Annotated in this window: 13 protein-coding genes, 1 tRNA gene and 1 pseudogene; 5 read left to right on the plus strand and 10 right to left on the minus strand. The window is 69.4% G+C overall.

Annotated features, from left to right (window positions below; genetic code table 11):
- Positions 1 to 797: 797 nt before the first annotated feature.
- The 10 genes and pseudogenes from ACRWND_RS02800 to dnaA all read right to left on the minus strand — a co-directional run bounded on the left by ACRWND_RS02800 (position 798) and on the right by dnaA (position 13,311).
- Positions 798 to 938: a DLW-39 family protein gene (locus ACRWND_RS02800; RefSeq protein ID WP_018559211.1), complete on the minus strand. Its 141-nt coding sequence runs from the start codon at positions 936 to 938 to the stop codon at positions 798 to 800.
- Positions 939 to 1,093: 155 nt separating this feature from the next.
- A tRNA-Ile gene (locus ACRWND_RS02805) sits at positions 1,094 to 1,167 on the minus strand.
- A gap of 53 nt (positions 1,168 to 1,220) precedes the next feature.
- Positions 1,221 to 1,868, minus strand: a complete 648-nt coding sequence (locus ACRWND_RS02810) for a DUF3566 domain-containing protein (RefSeq protein WP_431945513.1) — start codon at positions 1,866 to 1,868, stop codon at positions 1,221 to 1,223.
- Between the two features lie 59 nt (positions 1,869 to 1,927).
- Complete coding sequence (gyrA, locus tag ACRWND_RS02815; protein WP_431945450.1) at positions 1,928 to 4,537, minus strand: DNA gyrase subunit A; 2,610 nt, start codon at positions 4,535 to 4,537, stop codon at positions 1,928 to 1,930.
- Positions 4,538 to 4,580: 43 nt separating this feature from the next.
- Positions 4,581 to 6,623 (minus strand): DNA topoisomerase (ATP-hydrolyzing) subunit B, encoded by a 2,043-nt coding sequence (gene gyrB, locus ACRWND_RS02820; RefSeq protein ID WP_431945452.1) that lies wholly within the window; start codon positions 6,621 to 6,623, stop codon positions 4,581 to 4,583.
- A gap of 269 nt (positions 6,624 to 6,892) precedes the next feature.
- Positions 6,893 to 7,447 (minus strand): DUF721 domain-containing protein, encoded by a 555-nt coding sequence (locus ACRWND_RS02825; RefSeq protein ID WP_431945454.1) that lies wholly within the window; start codon positions 7,445 to 7,447, stop codon positions 6,893 to 6,895.
- A complete protein-coding gene (gene recF / locus ACRWND_RS02830; protein ID WP_431945456.1) occupies positions 7,444 to 8,574 on the minus strand; it encodes a DNA replication/repair protein RecF in 1,131 nt (376 codons plus the stop codon). The genes ACRWND_RS02825 and recF overlap by 4 nt, the downstream gene beginning before the upstream one ends.
- A 30-nt stretch (positions 8,575 to 8,604) precedes the next feature.
- Positions 8,605 to 9,486, minus strand: a pseudogene (gnd, locus tag ACRWND_RS02835) (phosphogluconate dehydrogenase (NAD(+)-dependent, decarboxylating)); the annotation flags it as partial.
- Positions 9,487 to 9,565: 79 nt separating this feature from the next.
- Positions 9,566 to 10,696 (minus strand): DNA polymerase III subunit beta, encoded by a 1,131-nt coding sequence (dnaN, locus tag ACRWND_RS02840; protein WP_431945458.1) that lies wholly within the window; start codon positions 10,694 to 10,696, stop codon positions 9,566 to 9,568.
- Positions 10,697 to 11,544: 848 nt separating this feature from the next.
- Entirely contained in the window at positions 11,545 to 13,311 is a 1,767-nt protein-coding gene (gene dnaA, locus ACRWND_RS02845) for a chromosomal replication initiator protein DnaA (RefSeq protein WP_431945460.1), read from the minus strand.
- A 388-nt stretch (positions 13,312 to 13,699) separates the two neighbouring features.
- Between dnaA and rpmH the strand changes: the two genes are divergently transcribed.
- Genes rpmH through ACRWND_RS02870 form a run of 5 tightly spaced genes read left to right on the plus strand, consistent with a single transcriptional unit; the run spans position 13,700 to position 16,152 of the window.
- A complete protein-coding gene (gene rpmH / locus ACRWND_RS02850; protein ID WP_003956500.1) occupies positions 13,700 to 13,837 on the plus strand; it encodes a 50S ribosomal protein L34 in 138 nt (45 codons plus the stop codon).
- A 25-nt stretch (positions 13,838 to 13,862) separates the two neighbouring features.
- On the plus strand, positions 13,863 to 14,237 hold the full coding sequence (rnpA, locus tag ACRWND_RS02855; RefSeq protein WP_431945470.1) for a ribonuclease P protein component: 375 nt from the start codon (positions 13,863 to 13,865) through the stop codon (positions 14,235 to 14,237).
- On the plus strand, positions 14,234 to 14,554 hold the full coding sequence (gene yidD, locus ACRWND_RS02860; protein WP_037731476.1) for a membrane protein insertion efficiency factor YidD: 321 nt from the start codon (positions 14,234 to 14,236) through the stop codon (positions 14,552 to 14,554). The genes rnpA and yidD overlap by 4 nt, the downstream gene beginning before the upstream one ends.
- Before the next feature lie 2 nt (positions 14,555 to 14,556).
- Positions 14,557 to 15,639, plus strand: coding sequence for a membrane protein insertase YidC (yidC, locus tag ACRWND_RS02865; protein WP_431945472.1), 1,083 nt, complete (start codon positions 14,557 to 14,559; stop codon positions 15,637 to 15,639).
- A gap of 15 nt (positions 15,640 to 15,654) precedes the next feature.
- Positions 15,655 to 16,152, plus strand: a complete 498-nt coding sequence (locus ACRWND_RS02870) for a protein jag (RefSeq protein WP_431945474.1) — start codon at positions 15,655 to 15,657, stop codon at positions 16,150 to 16,152.
- Positions 16,153 to 16,175: the final 23 nt, after the last annotated feature.

Genomic DNA, 16,175 nt, shown 5'->3' on the forward strand with positions numbered 1-16,175 from the left:
CCCGCCTCGTCGCAGGCGCCGCCCCGGTCGTCGCTGGGGATCCGGCTGACGGCGCCCACGACGACCATCGCCCCTTCGTCCTGACCGAAATGCGCGGAATCCGCGCCGCAGGTGAGGGGGTACCTGCCGGTGCCGGCCAGCCGCAGCTCGACGCCGTCCCCGTAGGCCGCCCTCGCCCCCGGCCGCGGCACCGCCGTCACCGCCAGATCGGCCGTGGAGGCCGCGTCCAGGTCCACCGCGTACCAACGGGTCTCGCCGGGCCCGATGTCATCGACGTACTGGCCGGGGGACAGGGCCGGAGCGCCGGCGGCCCGCCTCCCGCCGGTCACCCGCCGGCCCTGGAGTCCGTACGCGTCCGCGTTCAGCCGCGAGGCCCGCGTCGGCTGCCGGGCGAACGAGGCGACATCGGCGGCCTTCCTGGCCGGCGTCACGCGGCCCGCCCCGGAGCCGGAGGCGTCCAGCGCCATGGCCGGCACGCCGCCGACGCCGGTGGCGGCTGTCCACACCGCCCGGACCGTCCACGCCGGGCCCGGCAGAGCGCCCAGCACGGCGCCCAGCACGGCGAGACCGCACACGGCCGCCCGCAGTGGTCCCCCAACCCCGCGGGCCAGCGCCTTCCCTCGTGGCATGTGCCGTTCCCCCTCGCACATCGTCGGCCGCAGCGAAGCTAATGATTTGCGACAGCAAACACAAGGGGATCACGTCACGGTCGGGCAACAGGAAGGCGGACATGACGGGGCCCCGACCACATCGTGATCGGGGCCCCGGAAAATCCGTTGTACGGCTGCGTCGCCGCCTCAGACGCTCGCGCCGGAACCCGCCGGAACGGAATCCGTGGCCTCCGTCCACAGGTCCTGCTCGGCGCGGTCCGCCTGAATCTGGCGGTACACGAGGAGACCGCCGATGGCGGCCAGTGCGACCAGGAGAAACTTCTTCACCGCGCGACCTCGTCCTTCTTGCGTTGGGGGTCCTCCGACGGGCCCGACTATACACACCGGTCGATATCGAACGGTGACCTGCCACCGCAACCGACGCCGGCCGCGTGCACACGAAAACGGCCCGTACGGATCAACCGTACGGGCCGTTCACGCGGTGGGGCTAACAGGACTTGAACCTGTGGCCTCTTCCTTATCAGGGAAGCGCTCTAACCGTCTGAGCTATAGCCCCGCGCTGTGTTGCGTTGAAAGATTAGCGCACACGGGGCCGTGGCCCAAAATCGGTTACTCGTCCTCCGCCAGCGTCAGCTCGATACCGCCCACCATGCCGGCCGACATGTTGTAGATGAAGGCGCCGAGCGTGGCCAGCGCCGTGGCGAGCACGACGTCGATGACCGCGATGATCGCCGTGAAGGTCAGCACGCGCGACAGCGACAGGAAGGACACCAGGTCGAAGCCGCCGTCCGAGCCGGACGAGGTGGCCTCGCTGAGGGTGCCGCCGACCGTGGTGAAGACGCCGATGCCGTCCATCACCATCCACAGCACCGCGACCGCGATGACCGTGCAGATGCCCAGCGCGATGGAGAGCAGGAAGCTGACCTTCATCACCGACCACGGGTCGGCCTTCGCCACCCGCAGCCGGGCCTTGCGCGTGCGCGGGACGGTACGGGCCGCCGGACGCGGCTGGCGGACGCCGGTGGTCGCGGGCACCTCTGCGGCCGGCGACGCGTACGCCTGCGGCGGCTGGTGCGGGCCCTGCGCCTGCGGCTGGGCGACCGCGCCGGGGGCGCCCCCGTAGGTCTGCTGGTGCACGGCGTGCTGGTGCTCCTGCTGCGATGGACGGGTGTCGGTCACGATTCCCCCCTGGTGCGGGCCGTTGTCCGTACGTGGGCCGGGGGCACCGCCGATCGCGTCCGGAAGGGCCGCCGGCATCGGCTGCCCCCCGTCCGCGCCCGTCCGACCCGCGGCGCCCTCGGCTCCACTCACGGCTTCTACTCCTCCGAATCGACGGCCAGGGGCGCTTCACCCTCGGCCTCTTCAGCGGCGACGACCTCCTCGGCCTCCGCCCCCGCCTCGGCATTGCGGGCGACGCCCACGACGGCGTCCTTCTTACCGAGGTTGATCAGTTGGACGCCCATGGTGTCACGCCCGGTTTCCCTGATCTCGTTGACACGGGTGCGGATCACACCGCCACCAAGGGTGATGGCGAGGATCTCGTCGCTCTCCTCGACCACCAGGGCCCCGACCAGGGAGCCCCGGTCCTCGACGATCTTGGCCGCCTTGATGCCGAGTCCGCCGCGCCCCTGGACCCGGTACTCGTCCACACTGGTGCGCTTGGCGTACCCGCCGTCGGTGGCGGTGAAGACGAACGTACCCGGTCGCACGACATTCATCGAGAGCAGTTCGTCCCCTTCGCGGAAGCTCATGCCCTTCACGCCCGAGGTCGCACGGCCCATCGGGCGCAGCGACTCGTCCGTCGCGGTGAACCGGATGGACTGCGCCTTGCGGCTGACCAGCAGCAGGTCGTCGGCCGGGCCGACCAGCTCGGCGCCGATCAGCAGGTCTTCGACGCCGTCCTCGGTCTCCCGCAGGTTGATCGCGATCACACCGCCGGAGCGGGGAGAGTCGTAGTCCTTCAGCGGGGTCTTCTTCACCAGGCCCGAACGGGTGGCCAGCACCAGGTAGGGCGCCGCGTTGTAGTCGCGGATGGCCAGCACCTGGGCGATCTTCTCGTCCGGCTGGAAGGCCAGCAGGTTCGCCACATGCTGCCCGCGGGCGTCACGGCCGGCGTCCGGCAGCTCGTACGCCTTGGCGCGGTAGACCCGGCCCTTGTTGGTGAAGAACAGCAGCCAGTGGTGGGTGGTGGTGACGAAGAAGTGGTCGACGATGTCGTCTTCCCGCAGCTTCGTGCCGCGCACGCCCTTGCCGCCGCGCTTCTGCGACCGGTAGTCGTCGGTCTTCGTGCGCTTGACGTAGCCGCCGCGGGTGATCGTGACGACGATGTCCTCCTCGGCGATCAGGTCCTCGATGGACATGTCGCCGTCGAAGGGCACCAGGGCCGAGCGCCGGTCGTCGCCGAACTTCTCGACGATCGCCGTGAGCTCCTGGCTGATGATGCCGCGCTGCAGCTCGGGCGAGGCCAGGATGCGGTTGTACTCGTTGATCTTCGCCTGGAGCTCGTCGTGCTCCTGGACGATCTTCTGCCGCTCCAGGGCCGCCAGGCGGCGGAGCTGCATCTCCAGGATCGCGTTGGCCTGGATCTCGTCGATCTCCAGCAGGCCCATCAGGCCCTCGCGTGCCACATCCACCGTCGCACTGCGCCGGATCAGGGCGATGACCTCGTCGATCGCGTCCAAGGCCTTCAGCAGGCCGCGCAGGATGTGCGCCCGCTCCTCGGCCTTGCGCAGCCGGAAGCGGGTCCGGCGGACGATGACCTCGATCTGATGGGTCACCCAGTGCTTGATGAACTGGTCGAGGGAGAGCGTGCGCGGCACTCCGTCGACCAGCGCGAGCATGTTGGCGCCGAAGTTCGTCTGCAGGTCGGTGTGCTTGTAGAGGTTGTTCAGCACGACCTTGGCCACGGCGTCGCGCTTGAGCACGATCACCAGGCGCTGACCCGTCCGGGAGGAGGTCTCGTCACGGACGTCGGCGATGCCGCCGATCCGGCCGTCCTTCACCAAGTCGGCGATCTTCTGGGCCAGGTTGTCCGGGTTGACCTGGTACGGCAGCTCGGTGACGACGAGGCACTGCCGGCCCTGGATCTCCTCGACCTCGACCACCGCGCGCATCGTGATCGAACCGCGCCCGGTGCGGTACGCCTCCTCGATGCCCTTACGGCCCACCACCAGGGCGCCGGTCGGGAAGTCGGGGCCCTTGATGCGCTCGATGAGCGCCTCCAGCAACTCCTCGTTGGAGGCCTCGGGGTTGGCCAGGTACCACTGGGCGCCCTCGGCGACCTCGCGCAGGTTGTGCGGCGGGATGTTGGTCGCCATGCCGACCGCGATGCCGGCGGAGCCGTTGATCAGCAGGTTGGGGAAGCGCGACGGCAGCACCGTCGGCTCCTGGTTGCGGCCGTCGTAGTTGTCCTGGAAGTCGACGGTCTCCTCGTCGATGTCCCGGACCATCTCCATCGACAGCGGCGCCATCTTGCACTCGGTGTACCGCATGGCGGCGGCCGGGTCGTTGCCCGGAGAACCGAAGTTGCCGTTGCTGTCCACCAGCGGCATGCGCATCGACCACGGCTGGGCCAGGCGCACCAGCGCGTCGTAGATCGAGGAGTCGCCGTGCGGGTGGTACGTGCCCATGACGTCGCCGACGACGCGGGCGCACTTGTAGAAGCCTCGCTCCGGGCGGTAGCCGCCGTCGTACATCGCGTACAGCACGCGACGGTGGACGGGCTTGAGGCCGTCCCGGACGTCGGGCAGCGCGCGGGACACGATGACGGACATCGCGTAGTCCAGGTAGCTGCGCTGCATCTCCGTCTCGAGGCCCACGGCCTCGATCCGCGTCGCGGTGGCGGCCTCGGTGGCGGCCTCGGGGGCGCCGGGCGTGGCGGGGGTGGGGTTCTCCCCGCCGGCGGCGGGGGAGGTCTCGTCGGCCATTGCTGGTCAAAGTCCTTTCGGGCGGCGGCTGATGGGGGCCGACTCAGATGTCGAGGAAGCGGACATCCTTGGCGTTGCGCTGGATGAAGGAGCGCCGGGCCTCGACGTCCTCACCCATCAGTACCGAGAACAGGTCGTCGGCGAGGGCCGCGTCGTCCAGGGTGACCTGGCCGAGCACGCGGTGGTCGACGTCCATCGTGGTGACCCGCAGCTCCTCCGCGTTCATCTCGCCCAGGCCCTTGAAGCGCTGGATCGAGTCCTCGCGCACGCGCTTGCCGTTCTGGCGGCCCAGCTCGATCAGGGCGTCGCGCTCGGAGTCGGAGTACGCGTACTCGAAGTCGTCCCGGCCCCACTTGATCTTGTAGAGCGGAGGACGGGAGAGGTACACGTGGCCCGCCTCGACCAGCGGCCGCATGAAGCGGAAGAGGAAGGTCAGCAGCAGGGTGTTGATGTGCTGGCCGTCCACGTCGGCGTCCGCCATCAGGATGATCTTGTGATAGCGCAGCTTCGAGATGTCGAAGTCCTCGTGCACACCGGTGCCGAAGGCCGAGATCAGCGCCTGGATCTCGGTGTTCTGCAGGATCTTGTCGATCCGCGCCTTCTCCACGTTCAGGATCTTGCCGCGGATCGGGAGGATCGCCTGGTACTGCGGGTTGCGGCCGGATTTGGCGGAGCCGCCGGCGGAGTCGCCCTCGACGATGAAGATCTCGCACTTGGCGGGGTCGTTGGACTGGCAGTCGCTCAGCTTGCCCGGCAGCGACGCCGTCTCCAGCAGACCCTTGCGGCGCGTCAGGTCGCGCGCCTTGCGGGCCGCGACGCGGGCGGTGGCCGCCTGGATCGACTTGCGGATGATGTCCGCGGCCTCGTTGGGGTTGCGGTCCAGCCAGTCCGTCAGATGCTCGTGGACGACCTTCTGGACGAAGGTCTTCGCCTCGGTGTTGCCGAGCTTGGTCTTGGTCTGGCCCTCGAACTGCGGCTCGCCCAGCTTGACCGAGATGATCGCGGTCAGACCCTCGCGGATGTCCTCGCCGGTGAGGTTGTCGTCCTTCTCGCGGAGCAGCTTCTTCTCGCGCGCGTACTTGTTGACCAGCGTGGTCAGCGCGGCGCGGAAGCCCTCCTCGTGGGTGCCGCCCTCATGGGTGTGGATGGTGTTGGCGAAGCTGTAGACACCCTCGCTGTACTGGGTGTTCCACTGCATCGCGACCTCGACGGAGAGCAGCCGCTCCTTGTCCTCCGCGTCGATGTCGATCACCGACGGGTGGACCGGCTCGCCCTTGCGCGAGTTCAGGTACTTCACGAAGTCGACGATGCCGCCCTCGTAGTGGTACGTGACCGAGCGCGGCTGGCCCTCGTTCTCCACGTCCGCGTGCTCGGGACGCTCGTCGGTCAGCGAGATGGTCAGGCCCTTGTTGAGGAAGGCCATCTCCTGGAAGCGCCGCGAGAGCGTCTCGAAGGAGTACTCGAGGGTCTCGAAGATGTCCCCGTCGGCCCAGAAGGTCACCGAGGTGCCGGTCGCCGACACCTCCTCGTTCTTCTGCAGCGGGGCGGTCGGGACGCCCATCTTGTAGTCCTGGGTCCAGCGGAAGCCCTCCCGCTTGACCTCGACCGCGACCTTCGTCGACAGGGCGTTGACCACGGAGACGCCGACGCCGTGCAGACCGCCCGAGACGGCGTAGCCGCCGCCGCCGAACTTGCCGCCGGCGTGGAGGACGGTCAGCACGACCTCGACGGCGGGCTTGCCCTCCGACGGCACGATGTCCACCGGGATACCGCGGCCGTTGTCGACGACGCGCACGCCGCCGTCCGGGAGGATGGTGACGTTGATGGTGTCCGCGTGACCGGCCAGCGCCTCGTCGACGGAGTTGTCGACGACCTCGTACACCAGGTGGTGCAGGCCGCGCTCGCCCGTCGAGCCGATGTACATGCCCGGGCGCTTGCGAACCGCGTCCAGGCCCTCCAGGACGGTGATCGCGCTGGCGTCGTACGCCGGGCCGGAGGTGGGCGCGGCGGAGCCGTCAGCTGTGGACGTATTGATCTCGTTGGGGTTGCCGGAATCGGCCACGAAGCGCCCTTTCTGGCACAGCATGAGCCGGGTCCCGCACGGCGGAACCGGCTGCATCACTCGACATCTTCGACTGGTCCCGCTGGGGTCCCCCGGTGCCGGAGGCCAGGGGCGGGCGGTACTGCCATCAGTCTACCGGTAGCGCCGACATAGATGGGGCTTTGGCGGTACCTGAGTTCCCGTGTGCACGACGGAAGCACCTCCTGCCGACTCCCCACACGCGGACCGGGTCTCAAAACGGCTCACGCGGGCGCACAGGGCTTCGACCCGATTACGCACCGCACGATTCCGGCCTAACCGTACGTATCGCCCGGCCCACGGCTGCCGGGAGCGCGCAGCCGCCCATAGGAACGCGTCGGTCCGCCCGGCCCCAGAACCTTGATCAACTTCACGGTGCCATGCCCGAGGTCGGCGTTCAGCCTGGCCACCAGCGTCGGGGCGAGCAGCCGCAGCTGCGTCGCCCAGGCCGTGGAGTCGCACTGGACGGTGAGGACCCGGGCCTCCTCGTCGTACCGCTGCGGTTGGCAGTGCAGGGCCACGTCGTCCCCCACCAGTTCCGGCCAGCGGCCCATCACACCGCCCACCGCGGCCGGGGCCTCCCAGCCGCGCTCGGTGATCAGCCGGTTGATCGCGGCGCCCAGCGGCAGCGGGTCCCGTCCGTCCGCCCGAGCACCGCTGCGCAGTCCTCCGCGGCGGGCCTGCTTCTTCTGCTGCGCGGCGGCGCCCCGAGCGCGGGCCTGCTCCTTGGCCGCGCGCAGCGCGACCCTTGCCAGATCGACACCTGACACCGGCTTGTCCTGGGCGCCCGTCTCCTGCCCCCGCTGCTGCGGCGGCCGCTGATCCGTCATGCCCGCTCCACGCGGCCGTCCTCGACCTCGTACCGGGCGCCGACCAGCACGTCCGGCACGTCGTCGTCCACCGCCGCCGTCACCAGCACCTGCTCACCGGGGGCGACAAGCTCCGCGAGCCGGGCGCGGCGCCGGGCGTCGAGCTCGGCGAAGACGTCGTCCAGCACCAGCACCGGCTCGCCGCCGTCGGCGCGCAGCAGTTCGTACGAGGCCAGCCGCAGCGCCAGCGCGTAGGACCAGGACTCGCCGTGGCTCGCGTACCCCTTGGCGGGCAGCTGCCCCAGCTTGAGGGAGAGGTCGTCCCGGTGCGGGCCGACCAGGGTCACCCCGCGCTCGATCTCCTGTCGACGGGCCTCCCCCAGGGCCTCCAGCAGCAGTCCGTAGAGCTGCTCTCGGCCCGACGCCCCGGCGATCCGTTCGCCGATCGAACTGCGGTACTCCAGCACGACCGGGCCGCCGCCCGGGGCCAGCTGCTCGTACGCCTTGTCCGCCAGCGGCTGCAGCGCGTGGGTGAGGTCCAGGCGCTGGGCCAGCAGCTCCGCACCGGCCCTGGCCAGGTGCTGGTCCCAGATGTCGAGCGTGGACAGATCGGCGCCGCGGCCGCCGTGGCGGCGGGCCATCGCGGCGGACTTCAGCAGGGTGTTGCGCTGCTTGAGGACCCGCTCGTAGTCGCTGCGCACGCCCGCCAGCCGGGGCGTCCGCGCGGTGAGCAGCTCGTCGAGGAAGCGCCGGCGCTCCCCGGGGTCGCCCTTGACCAGGGCCAGGTCCTCGGGGGCGAAGAGCACCGTCCTGACGATCCCCAGCAGGTCGCGCGGGCGGACCTGCGAGGAGCGGTTGAGCCGGGCCCGGTTGGCGCGGCCGGGGTTGATCTCCAGCTCGACCAGCTGCTGCCGCTCGCCCTGCACCACGGAGGCCCGGACGATCGCCCGGTCAGCGCCCATCCGCACCAGGGGGGCGTCGCTCGCGACGCGGTGGCTGCCCAGGGTCGCCAGGTAGCCGACCGCCTCGACCAGATTGGTCTTGCCCTGGCCGTTGGGGCCGACGAAGGCGGTGACGCCCGGGTCGAGCGGGACCTCGACCCGGGCGTAGCAGCGGAAGTCGGCGAGCGACAGATGCGCGACGTGCATGGCTGCGCGCCGCCTCCTTCCCTGGTGTGACTAGTGCTTCTCTACGGCGTGGCCGCCGAACTGGTTGCGCAGCGCGGCGATCATCTTCATCTGCGGGGAGTCGTCCTGGCGGGACGCGAAGCGGGCGAAGAGGGAGGCGGTGATCGCGGGGAGCGGCACGGCGTTGTCGATGGCGGCCTCGACCGTCCAGCGGCCCTCGCCGGAGTCCTCCGCGTAGCCCCGGAGCTTGTCGAGGTGCTCGTCCTCGTCGAGGGCGTTGACGGCCAGGTCCAGCAGCCAGGAGCGGATGACCGTGCCCTCCTGCCAGGAGCGGAACACCTCGCGCACGTCGGTGACCGAGTCGACCTTCTCCAGCAGCTCCCAGCCCTCGGCGTAGGCCTGCATCATGGCGTACTCGATGCCGTTGTGGACCATCTTCGCGAAGTGGCCGGCGCCGACCTTGCCCGCGTGGACGGATCCGAAGTTCCCCACCGGCTTGAGGGCGTTGAAGATCGGCTGCACCTTCTCGACGTGCTCCGGCTCGCCGCCGTACATCAGCGCGTAGCCGTTCTCCAGGCCCCAGACGCCGCCGGAGACACCGCAGTCGACGAAGCCGATGCCCTTGTCGGCCAGCTCCCGGGCGTGCTTCTCGTCGTCCGTCCAACGGGAGTTGCCGCCGTCGACGACGACGTCGCCGGGAGAGAGCAGTTCACCGAGCTCGTCGATCGTCGACTGCGTCGCGGCCCCGGCCGGCACCATCACCCACACCACACGCGGGGCCTCGAGCTTGTCCACAAGTTCCTGCAGGCTGTGGACATCGGCGAGATCCGGGTTGCGGTCGTAGCCGATGACAGTGTGACCGGCCTGGCGGATGCGCGTGCGCATGTTCCCGCCCATCTTGCCGAGACCGATGAGACCGAGCTCCATCGTTGATCCTTCGTTCGAAGCCTGCCTGACCTACGTCGAGCCTACGTCGGCCCCCGCAGGGCGACGCGAGCGGACAGGCCTCGCGTCAGCCGGACAGCCGGACGGGCATGATCAGGTACTTGTAGGCGTCGTCGGCCTCGACGTCGACCGCGGGGCGGCCGCTGAGCAGCGCGGGCTTCGTCGACGTGGTGAACGACAACTGGGCCACCGGGGAGTCGATCGCGCTCAGACCGTCCAGCAGGAAGGTGGGGTTGAAGGCGATCGAGATGTCGTCGCCGTCCAGCTTGGCGTCCACACGCTCCACAGCCTGTGCGTCGTCGCTGGACCCCGCCTCCAGGGTCAGTACACCCTGCTCGAAGCTCAGCCGGACCGGGGTGTTGCGCTCCGCCACCAGGGCGACGCGCTTGACGGCCTCGACGAACGGGGCGGTCTCGATCACCGCGACGGAGTTGAACTCGGTCGGGAAGAGCGTCCGGTACTTCGGCAGGTCGCCCTCGAGCAGGCGGGTGGTGGTGCGGCGGCCCGCACCCTCGAAACCGATCAGGCCCTCGCCCGCGCCGGAGCCGGCCAGGGCGATGGCGACCGAGTCGCCGTTGGTCAGCGACTTGGCGGTGTCCAGCAGGGTCTTGGCGGGCACCAGGGCGACCGCGGAGATGTCCGGGGTCTCCGGCTTCCACAGGAACTCGCGGACCGCGAAGCGGTAGCGGTCGGTGGCGGCCAGGGTGACGGTGTCGCCCTCGATCTCGATCCGCACACCGGTCAGCACCGGCAGGGTGTCGTCGCGGCCGGCGGCGATGGCCACCTGGGCGGCGGCGGCCGCGAAGACCTCGCCGGGGACGGTGCCGGAGGCCGTGGGCATCGCAGGCAGTGCCGGGTACTCCTCCACAGGCAGGGTGTGGAGTGTGAAGCGCGAGCTGCCGCAGACGACGCTCACCCGCACGCCGTCGGTGGAGATCTCCACAGGCCTGTTGGGAAGGGCGCGCGAGATGTCGGCGAGCAGCCGGCCGGAGACGAGGACGGTGCCCTCCTCCTCCACGTCGGCCTCGACGGAGACCCGGGCGGAGACCTCGTAGTCGAAGCCGGACAGGCTCAGCTGGCCCTCCTCGGCCTTCAGCAGCAGGCCCGCCAGGACCGGCACCGGGGGACGGGCCGGGAGACTGCGGGCCGCCCAGGCCACTGCCTCCGCGAGTACATCGCGCTCCACCCGGATCTTCACCGGAACCGCCTCCTGCTGTTGCTGGCTGTCTGTGGCCGACTCTCTTGGCCCTGCTGGCCCTCTTGCCGGGAACAGTCTGACAGCCGCCACCGACATGCGGTGCGGGTCGGGGTCAAGTCGGCGGCCGGTGGAGCGGACGGCTCGCGGCTCGGTTGTGCACAGGTGCCACTTCGATCCGGATTCCCCGGTAACTATCCCTGGTCGTAGTAATAGGGGGTGTGGATACCGTGGATAAGTGGTTCCTGCGCAGGTCAGGCCCTGTTTTTTATCCACCGCGCCTGTGGGTGGAGCCCGTGGACAACCGGGGCCGGCTGTGGACAGCCGAAAGTTGTGCACACTCCGTGCACAGGAGATGCCCGTTTGTCCCCAGCGATGTCCCCAGGAATACCCAGGTTCTCCCCAGCCCAATCCACCACGCCGGTGTGATGCGGTTCACTCCGACCGGTGAGCGCCCGTGTTTCGTTGTCGAACAGTGGACAGGACTGTGGAGAAGTGGCCCCGTGCTGGGGACAACTCGCCCCAGCCTGTGGGCGAGCGGTGGACAACCGGTGCGGCGGTCCTGTGGGCGGATGGGACATCCACAGTCTGTGGATTCGGGTTGCCCACAAATCCACAGGCCTCCGAACAGCCCTGATGAGTATCCCGCAGCCGGACCTGTGGACACGTTCGGGACAACCCGGGCATCCCCAGGCTGTGGACGGGGGACAACCGCCCCGTCCTGTGGAGAGACGTTCCTGTCCCCAGTCAGCGGCCGGTGCGATCGAACAACGAAAAGCGCCCCGGGAGTTGGCCCGGGGCGCTGCGGAGGGACGAAAAGGGGTGCCGGAAGGCTGCCGGACGGCCCTGTGTCAGCTCTTGATGCGGTTGGTGAGCTCGGTGACCTGGTTGTAGATGGAGCGCCGTTCGGCCATCAGCGAGCGGATCTTGCGGTCCGCGTGCATGACGGTCGTGTGGTCGCGGCCGCCGAACAGAGCCCCGATCTTGGGCAGTGACAGGTCCGTGAGTTCACGGCACAGGTACATGGCGATCTGCCGGGCCGTGACGAGCACCCGGCTGCGGGAGGAGCCGGAGAGGTCCTCCACGTCCAGCCCGAAGTACGAGGCCGTCTCCGCCATGATCGCCTGTCCGCTGATCTCGGGGACGGAGTCCTCCCCGCCCGGGATCAGGTCCTTCAGCACGATCTCGGTGAGCTGCAGATCCACCGGCTGCCGGTTGAGGCTGGCGAAGGCCGTCACCCGGATCAGTGCGCCCTCCAGCTCGCGGATGTTCCGCGAGATCCGGGAGGCGATGAACTCCAGCACCTCCGGCGGGGCGTTGAGCTGCTCCTGCACCGCCTTCTTGCGGAGGATCGCGATCCGGGTCTCCAGCTCGGGCGGCTGGACGTCGGTGATCAGACCCCACTCGAAGCGGTTGCGCAGCCGGTCCTCCAGGGTCACCAGCTGCTTGGGCGGCCGGTCCGAGGAGAGCACGATCTGCTTGTTGGCGTTGTGCAGGGTGTTGAAGGTGTGGAAGAACTCCTCCTGCGTCGACTCCTTGCTCGCCAGGAACTGGATGTCGTCGACCAGCAGGATGTCCATGTCGCGGTAGCGCTTGCGGAAGGCGTCCGCCTTGCCGTCGCGGATGGAGTTGATGAACTCGTTGGTGAACTCCTCGGAGCTCACGTAGCGCACCCGCGTGCCCGGGTAGAGGCTGCGAGCGTAGTGCCCGATCGCGTGCAGCAGGTGCGTCTTGCCGAGTCCGGACTCCCCGTAGATGAACAGCGGGTTGTACGCCTTGGCCGGGGCCTCCGCGACGGCGACGGCCGCGGCGTGCGCGAAGCGGTTGGAGGCGCCGATGACGAAGGTGTCGAAGAGGTACTTGGGGTTCAGCCGGGCGGTGGGCTCGGCGGGTCCTCCCGCTCCACCGGAACCGCCGGAACCGCTCGTACCGGCGCCGCCGCTCCCCCCGCCGGTGCGCGGCGGGGGCATGGTCGGCAGTTGCGGCACCGGCTCCGGCCGCGCCGAAGGCCGGTGGGGCGAGGGGATCTCGTAGCGGGAGGCGGGCGGCTGGTACTGCTCGCGCTCCTGGTAGTCGCCGAAGCGCTGCTGTTGCCAGCGGTCCTCGGGCTCGCGGGGCGGCCAGCCGGCGGCGCCCGCACCACCGGTCGGCCCGACCGCCTGGTCGGGGTAGGCCGGACGCATGCGCGGGACGTCCCCGTAGCCGGGCGGCTGCTCCTCGTACCGGCCGGGCTCCGCGGCGTATCCGGGATGCTGCGGCTGCGGCTGCGGCTGCGGCTGCGGGTGCGGGTGCGGCTGGGGCTGGGGCTGGGGCTGGGGGGCCGCCGGCGCGGGCGCCGCCTCCGGCTCGCCGCCCGAGGCGACGGCGATGGCGATGCCCACGGGGTGACCGAACTCACGGCTGAGCACGTCGGTGATCAGCGGGAGAAGCCGTCCCTCCAGCACGCTCTTGGCGAACTCGTTGGGCGCGGACAGCACGGCCGTGCCGGCGACGAGCGCCAGCGGCTGGGTCCGCTGCAGCCAGTCCGCGTCCTTCGGCTTGAGGTCGTCGCTCTCGACGAGCAGTTTCTGCAGGACCCTCGGCCACACTGAGGCAAGATCGGCAGTTACGTCAGCCACAGTGCACGCTCTCTCGGTCGCTGGATGGTGCCGATGAGTCCCGCGAAGGTGTGGTTCTCGGGACGGACGGGAAGATTTCAGGGTTCGGCCACGGTAGTCAGCGCGGCCTGCCTGGTTCAAGTCGTTGTCCACAGGGTGTGCAAAACCACCTCCGGCCCGACGGAGCGCGCGGCCGTCGCCGAGGCTGGTTTGACCTGATGCCGCGGCCCCGCGTACCGTAGCGAGGTCGAGTTGTCGATGGCTGCTGCCGCCTGCCTACCGATGGGCGAGGATCACCAAGGTGATCGTCAAGCGGTGCACACCTGGATGTTCCGCGAGGTTCCTCGTGGGCGCACGGTGACAGCCAGGCGACGCCCCGCCAACACACGATTCATCCTGGAGCCCCCGAGTGAGCAAGCGCACCTTCCAGCCGAACAACCGTCGTCGCGCCAAGACCCACGGCTTCCGGCTGCGTATGCGTACGCGTGCCGGCCGCGCCATTCTCGCGTCCCGCCGCAGCAAGGGCCGCGCCCGCCTGTCCGCCTGATCGCACCGAAGCGCGAGGTGTAGTCGTGCTGCCCACCGAGCATCGGCTGAGGCGGCGCCAGGACTTCGCGACCGCGGTACGTCGAGGACGCCGGGCCGGACGGCCGCTCCTGGTCGTCCACCTGCGCACCGACAGTGACACCAGGGACCCGCACGCAGCGGGGGGGAGTGCCCCTCCGGCGCGTGCGGGTTTCGTCGTGAGCAAGGCCGTCGGCGGTGCGGTGACCCGGAACCTGGTCAAGCGTCGGCTTCGTCACCTGGTCCGCGAACGTCTGTCCGTGCTGCCCCCCGGTAGCCTGGTAGTCGTACGAGCGCTGCCCGGTGCGGGTGACGCAGACCATTCACAGCTGGCCCGAGACCTGGATGCCGCCCTCGGGAGGCTCCTGGGGGTAGCGCTATGAAGTACCCGTTGCTGGCCTTGATCAAGATCTACCAGTGGACCATCAGCCCGTTGCTCGGTCCGGTCTGCAAGTACTACCCCTCGTGCTCGCACTACGGGTATACGGCGATCGATCGGCACGGCGCGATCAAGGGCACTGCCCTGACCGCGTGGCGGATCCTGCGTTGCAACCCGTGGTCGCTGGGCGGTGTGGACCATGTCCCGCCGCGGAAGCGACCCCCGTGGCACGCTCGCCTGCGCGAAGCCCTCAGGGGTGACGCGCCGGGCGGGTCCGTTACTCCCGAGCCCGTCGAGACGCCTCATGCCCAAGGAGCCTGACCGTGGGGATCTTGAACCCCCTCTACGATGCCGTTTCGTGGATCATTGTCCAGTTCCACTCGCTGTACAGCCTTGTCTTTGACAAGGACGGCGGCCTGGCCTGGGGCCTGTCGATCGTCTCCCTGGTGGTCCTGATCCGGATCTGCCTGATCCCGCTCTTCGTGAAGCAGATCAAGTCGACCCGGAACATGCAGGCGCTCCAGCCCAAGATGAAGGCGATCCAGGAGCGCTACAAGAACGACCGGCAGCGCCAGTCCGAAGAGATGATGAAGCTGTACAAGGAGACGGGCACCAACCCGCTCTCCTCGTGCCTTCCGATCCTGGCGCAGTCCCCCTTCTTCTTCTCGCTGTACCACGTGCTGAGCTACATCGCGCAGGGCAAGCAGGTCGGCGTGATGGGGCAGGACCTGGTCAACAGCGCGCAGAAGGCCCACATCTTCGGTGCCCCGCTCGCCGCGAAGTTCACCGACAGCGCCGCGAAGCTCACCGAGCTCGGTGCCTCCGTCACCGACGTCCGCGTGGTCACCGTCATCATGATCGTCCTGATGTCGGCCTCGCAGTTCTACACGCAGCGCCAGCTGATGACGAAGAACGTCGACATGACGGTGAAGACGCCCTTCATGCAGCAGCAGAAGATGCTGATGTACGTCTTCCCGATCATGTTCGCCGTCTTCGGCATCAACTTCCCCGTCGGTGTCCTCGTCTACTGGCTGACCACCAACGTGTGGACCATGGGTCAGCAGATGTTCGTGATCCGCCGGAACCCGACTCCCGGCAGCCTTGCCTTCAAGCAGCGCCAGGAGCGCCTGAAGGCCAAGGGCAAGCTGAAGGACGAGCCCGCCGCCGGCAAGGAGCCGCAGGACATGGCGCCGGTGAAGCGCACCCAGCCCAAGCGCCAGTCCAAGTCGCAGCGCCAGACGGGCGGTCCGGCGGCGACGTCGGCCGGCGCCGGCGCCACCAGGACGAAGCCGGGCAGCACGGCGGCCGCGGGAACGAAGGCCAAGCCGAGCAGTACGGCGGCCGCGGGAACGAAGGCCAAGCCGAGCAGCGGCGCGGACAAGCCGAACCTGTCGAAGAAGAAGTAGTAGAGGAGTCCTGCCGTGACGGACGGCAACACCACCGACGCGCTCACCCGCCTCGAGCAGGAGGGCGAGATCGCGGCCGACTACCTCGAGGGGCTGCTGGACATCGCCGACCTCGACGGTGACATCGACATGGACGTCGAGGGCGACCGTGCTTCGGTCTCCATCGTGGGCGACTCGTCCAGCCGTGACCTGAGCAAGCTCGTCGGCCGGGACGGCGAGGTGCTGGAGGCGCTCCAGGAGCTGACCCGGCTCGCGGTCCACCGGGAGACCGGCGACCGCAGCCGGCTGATGCTGGACATCGCCGGCTTCCGGGCCCGCAAGCGGGCCGAGCTGACCGAACTGGGCGAGAAGGCCGCCGAGGAGGTCAGGGGCACCGGCCAGCCGGTCAAGCTGAAGCCGATGACGCCCTTCGAGCGCAAGGTCGTGCACGACGCCGTGGCCGCAGCGGGTCTGCGCAGCGAGTCCGAGGGCGAGGAACCCGAGCGCCGGGTGGTCGTCCTTCCGGCTTCCTGACCTCCCGGTCGCAGCGGTACTCA

This window comes from Actinacidiphila sp. bgisy167 (genome assembly GCF_965342175.1).
GTDB lineage: Bacteria > Actinomycetota > Actinomycetes > Streptomycetales > Streptomycetaceae > Actinacidiphila.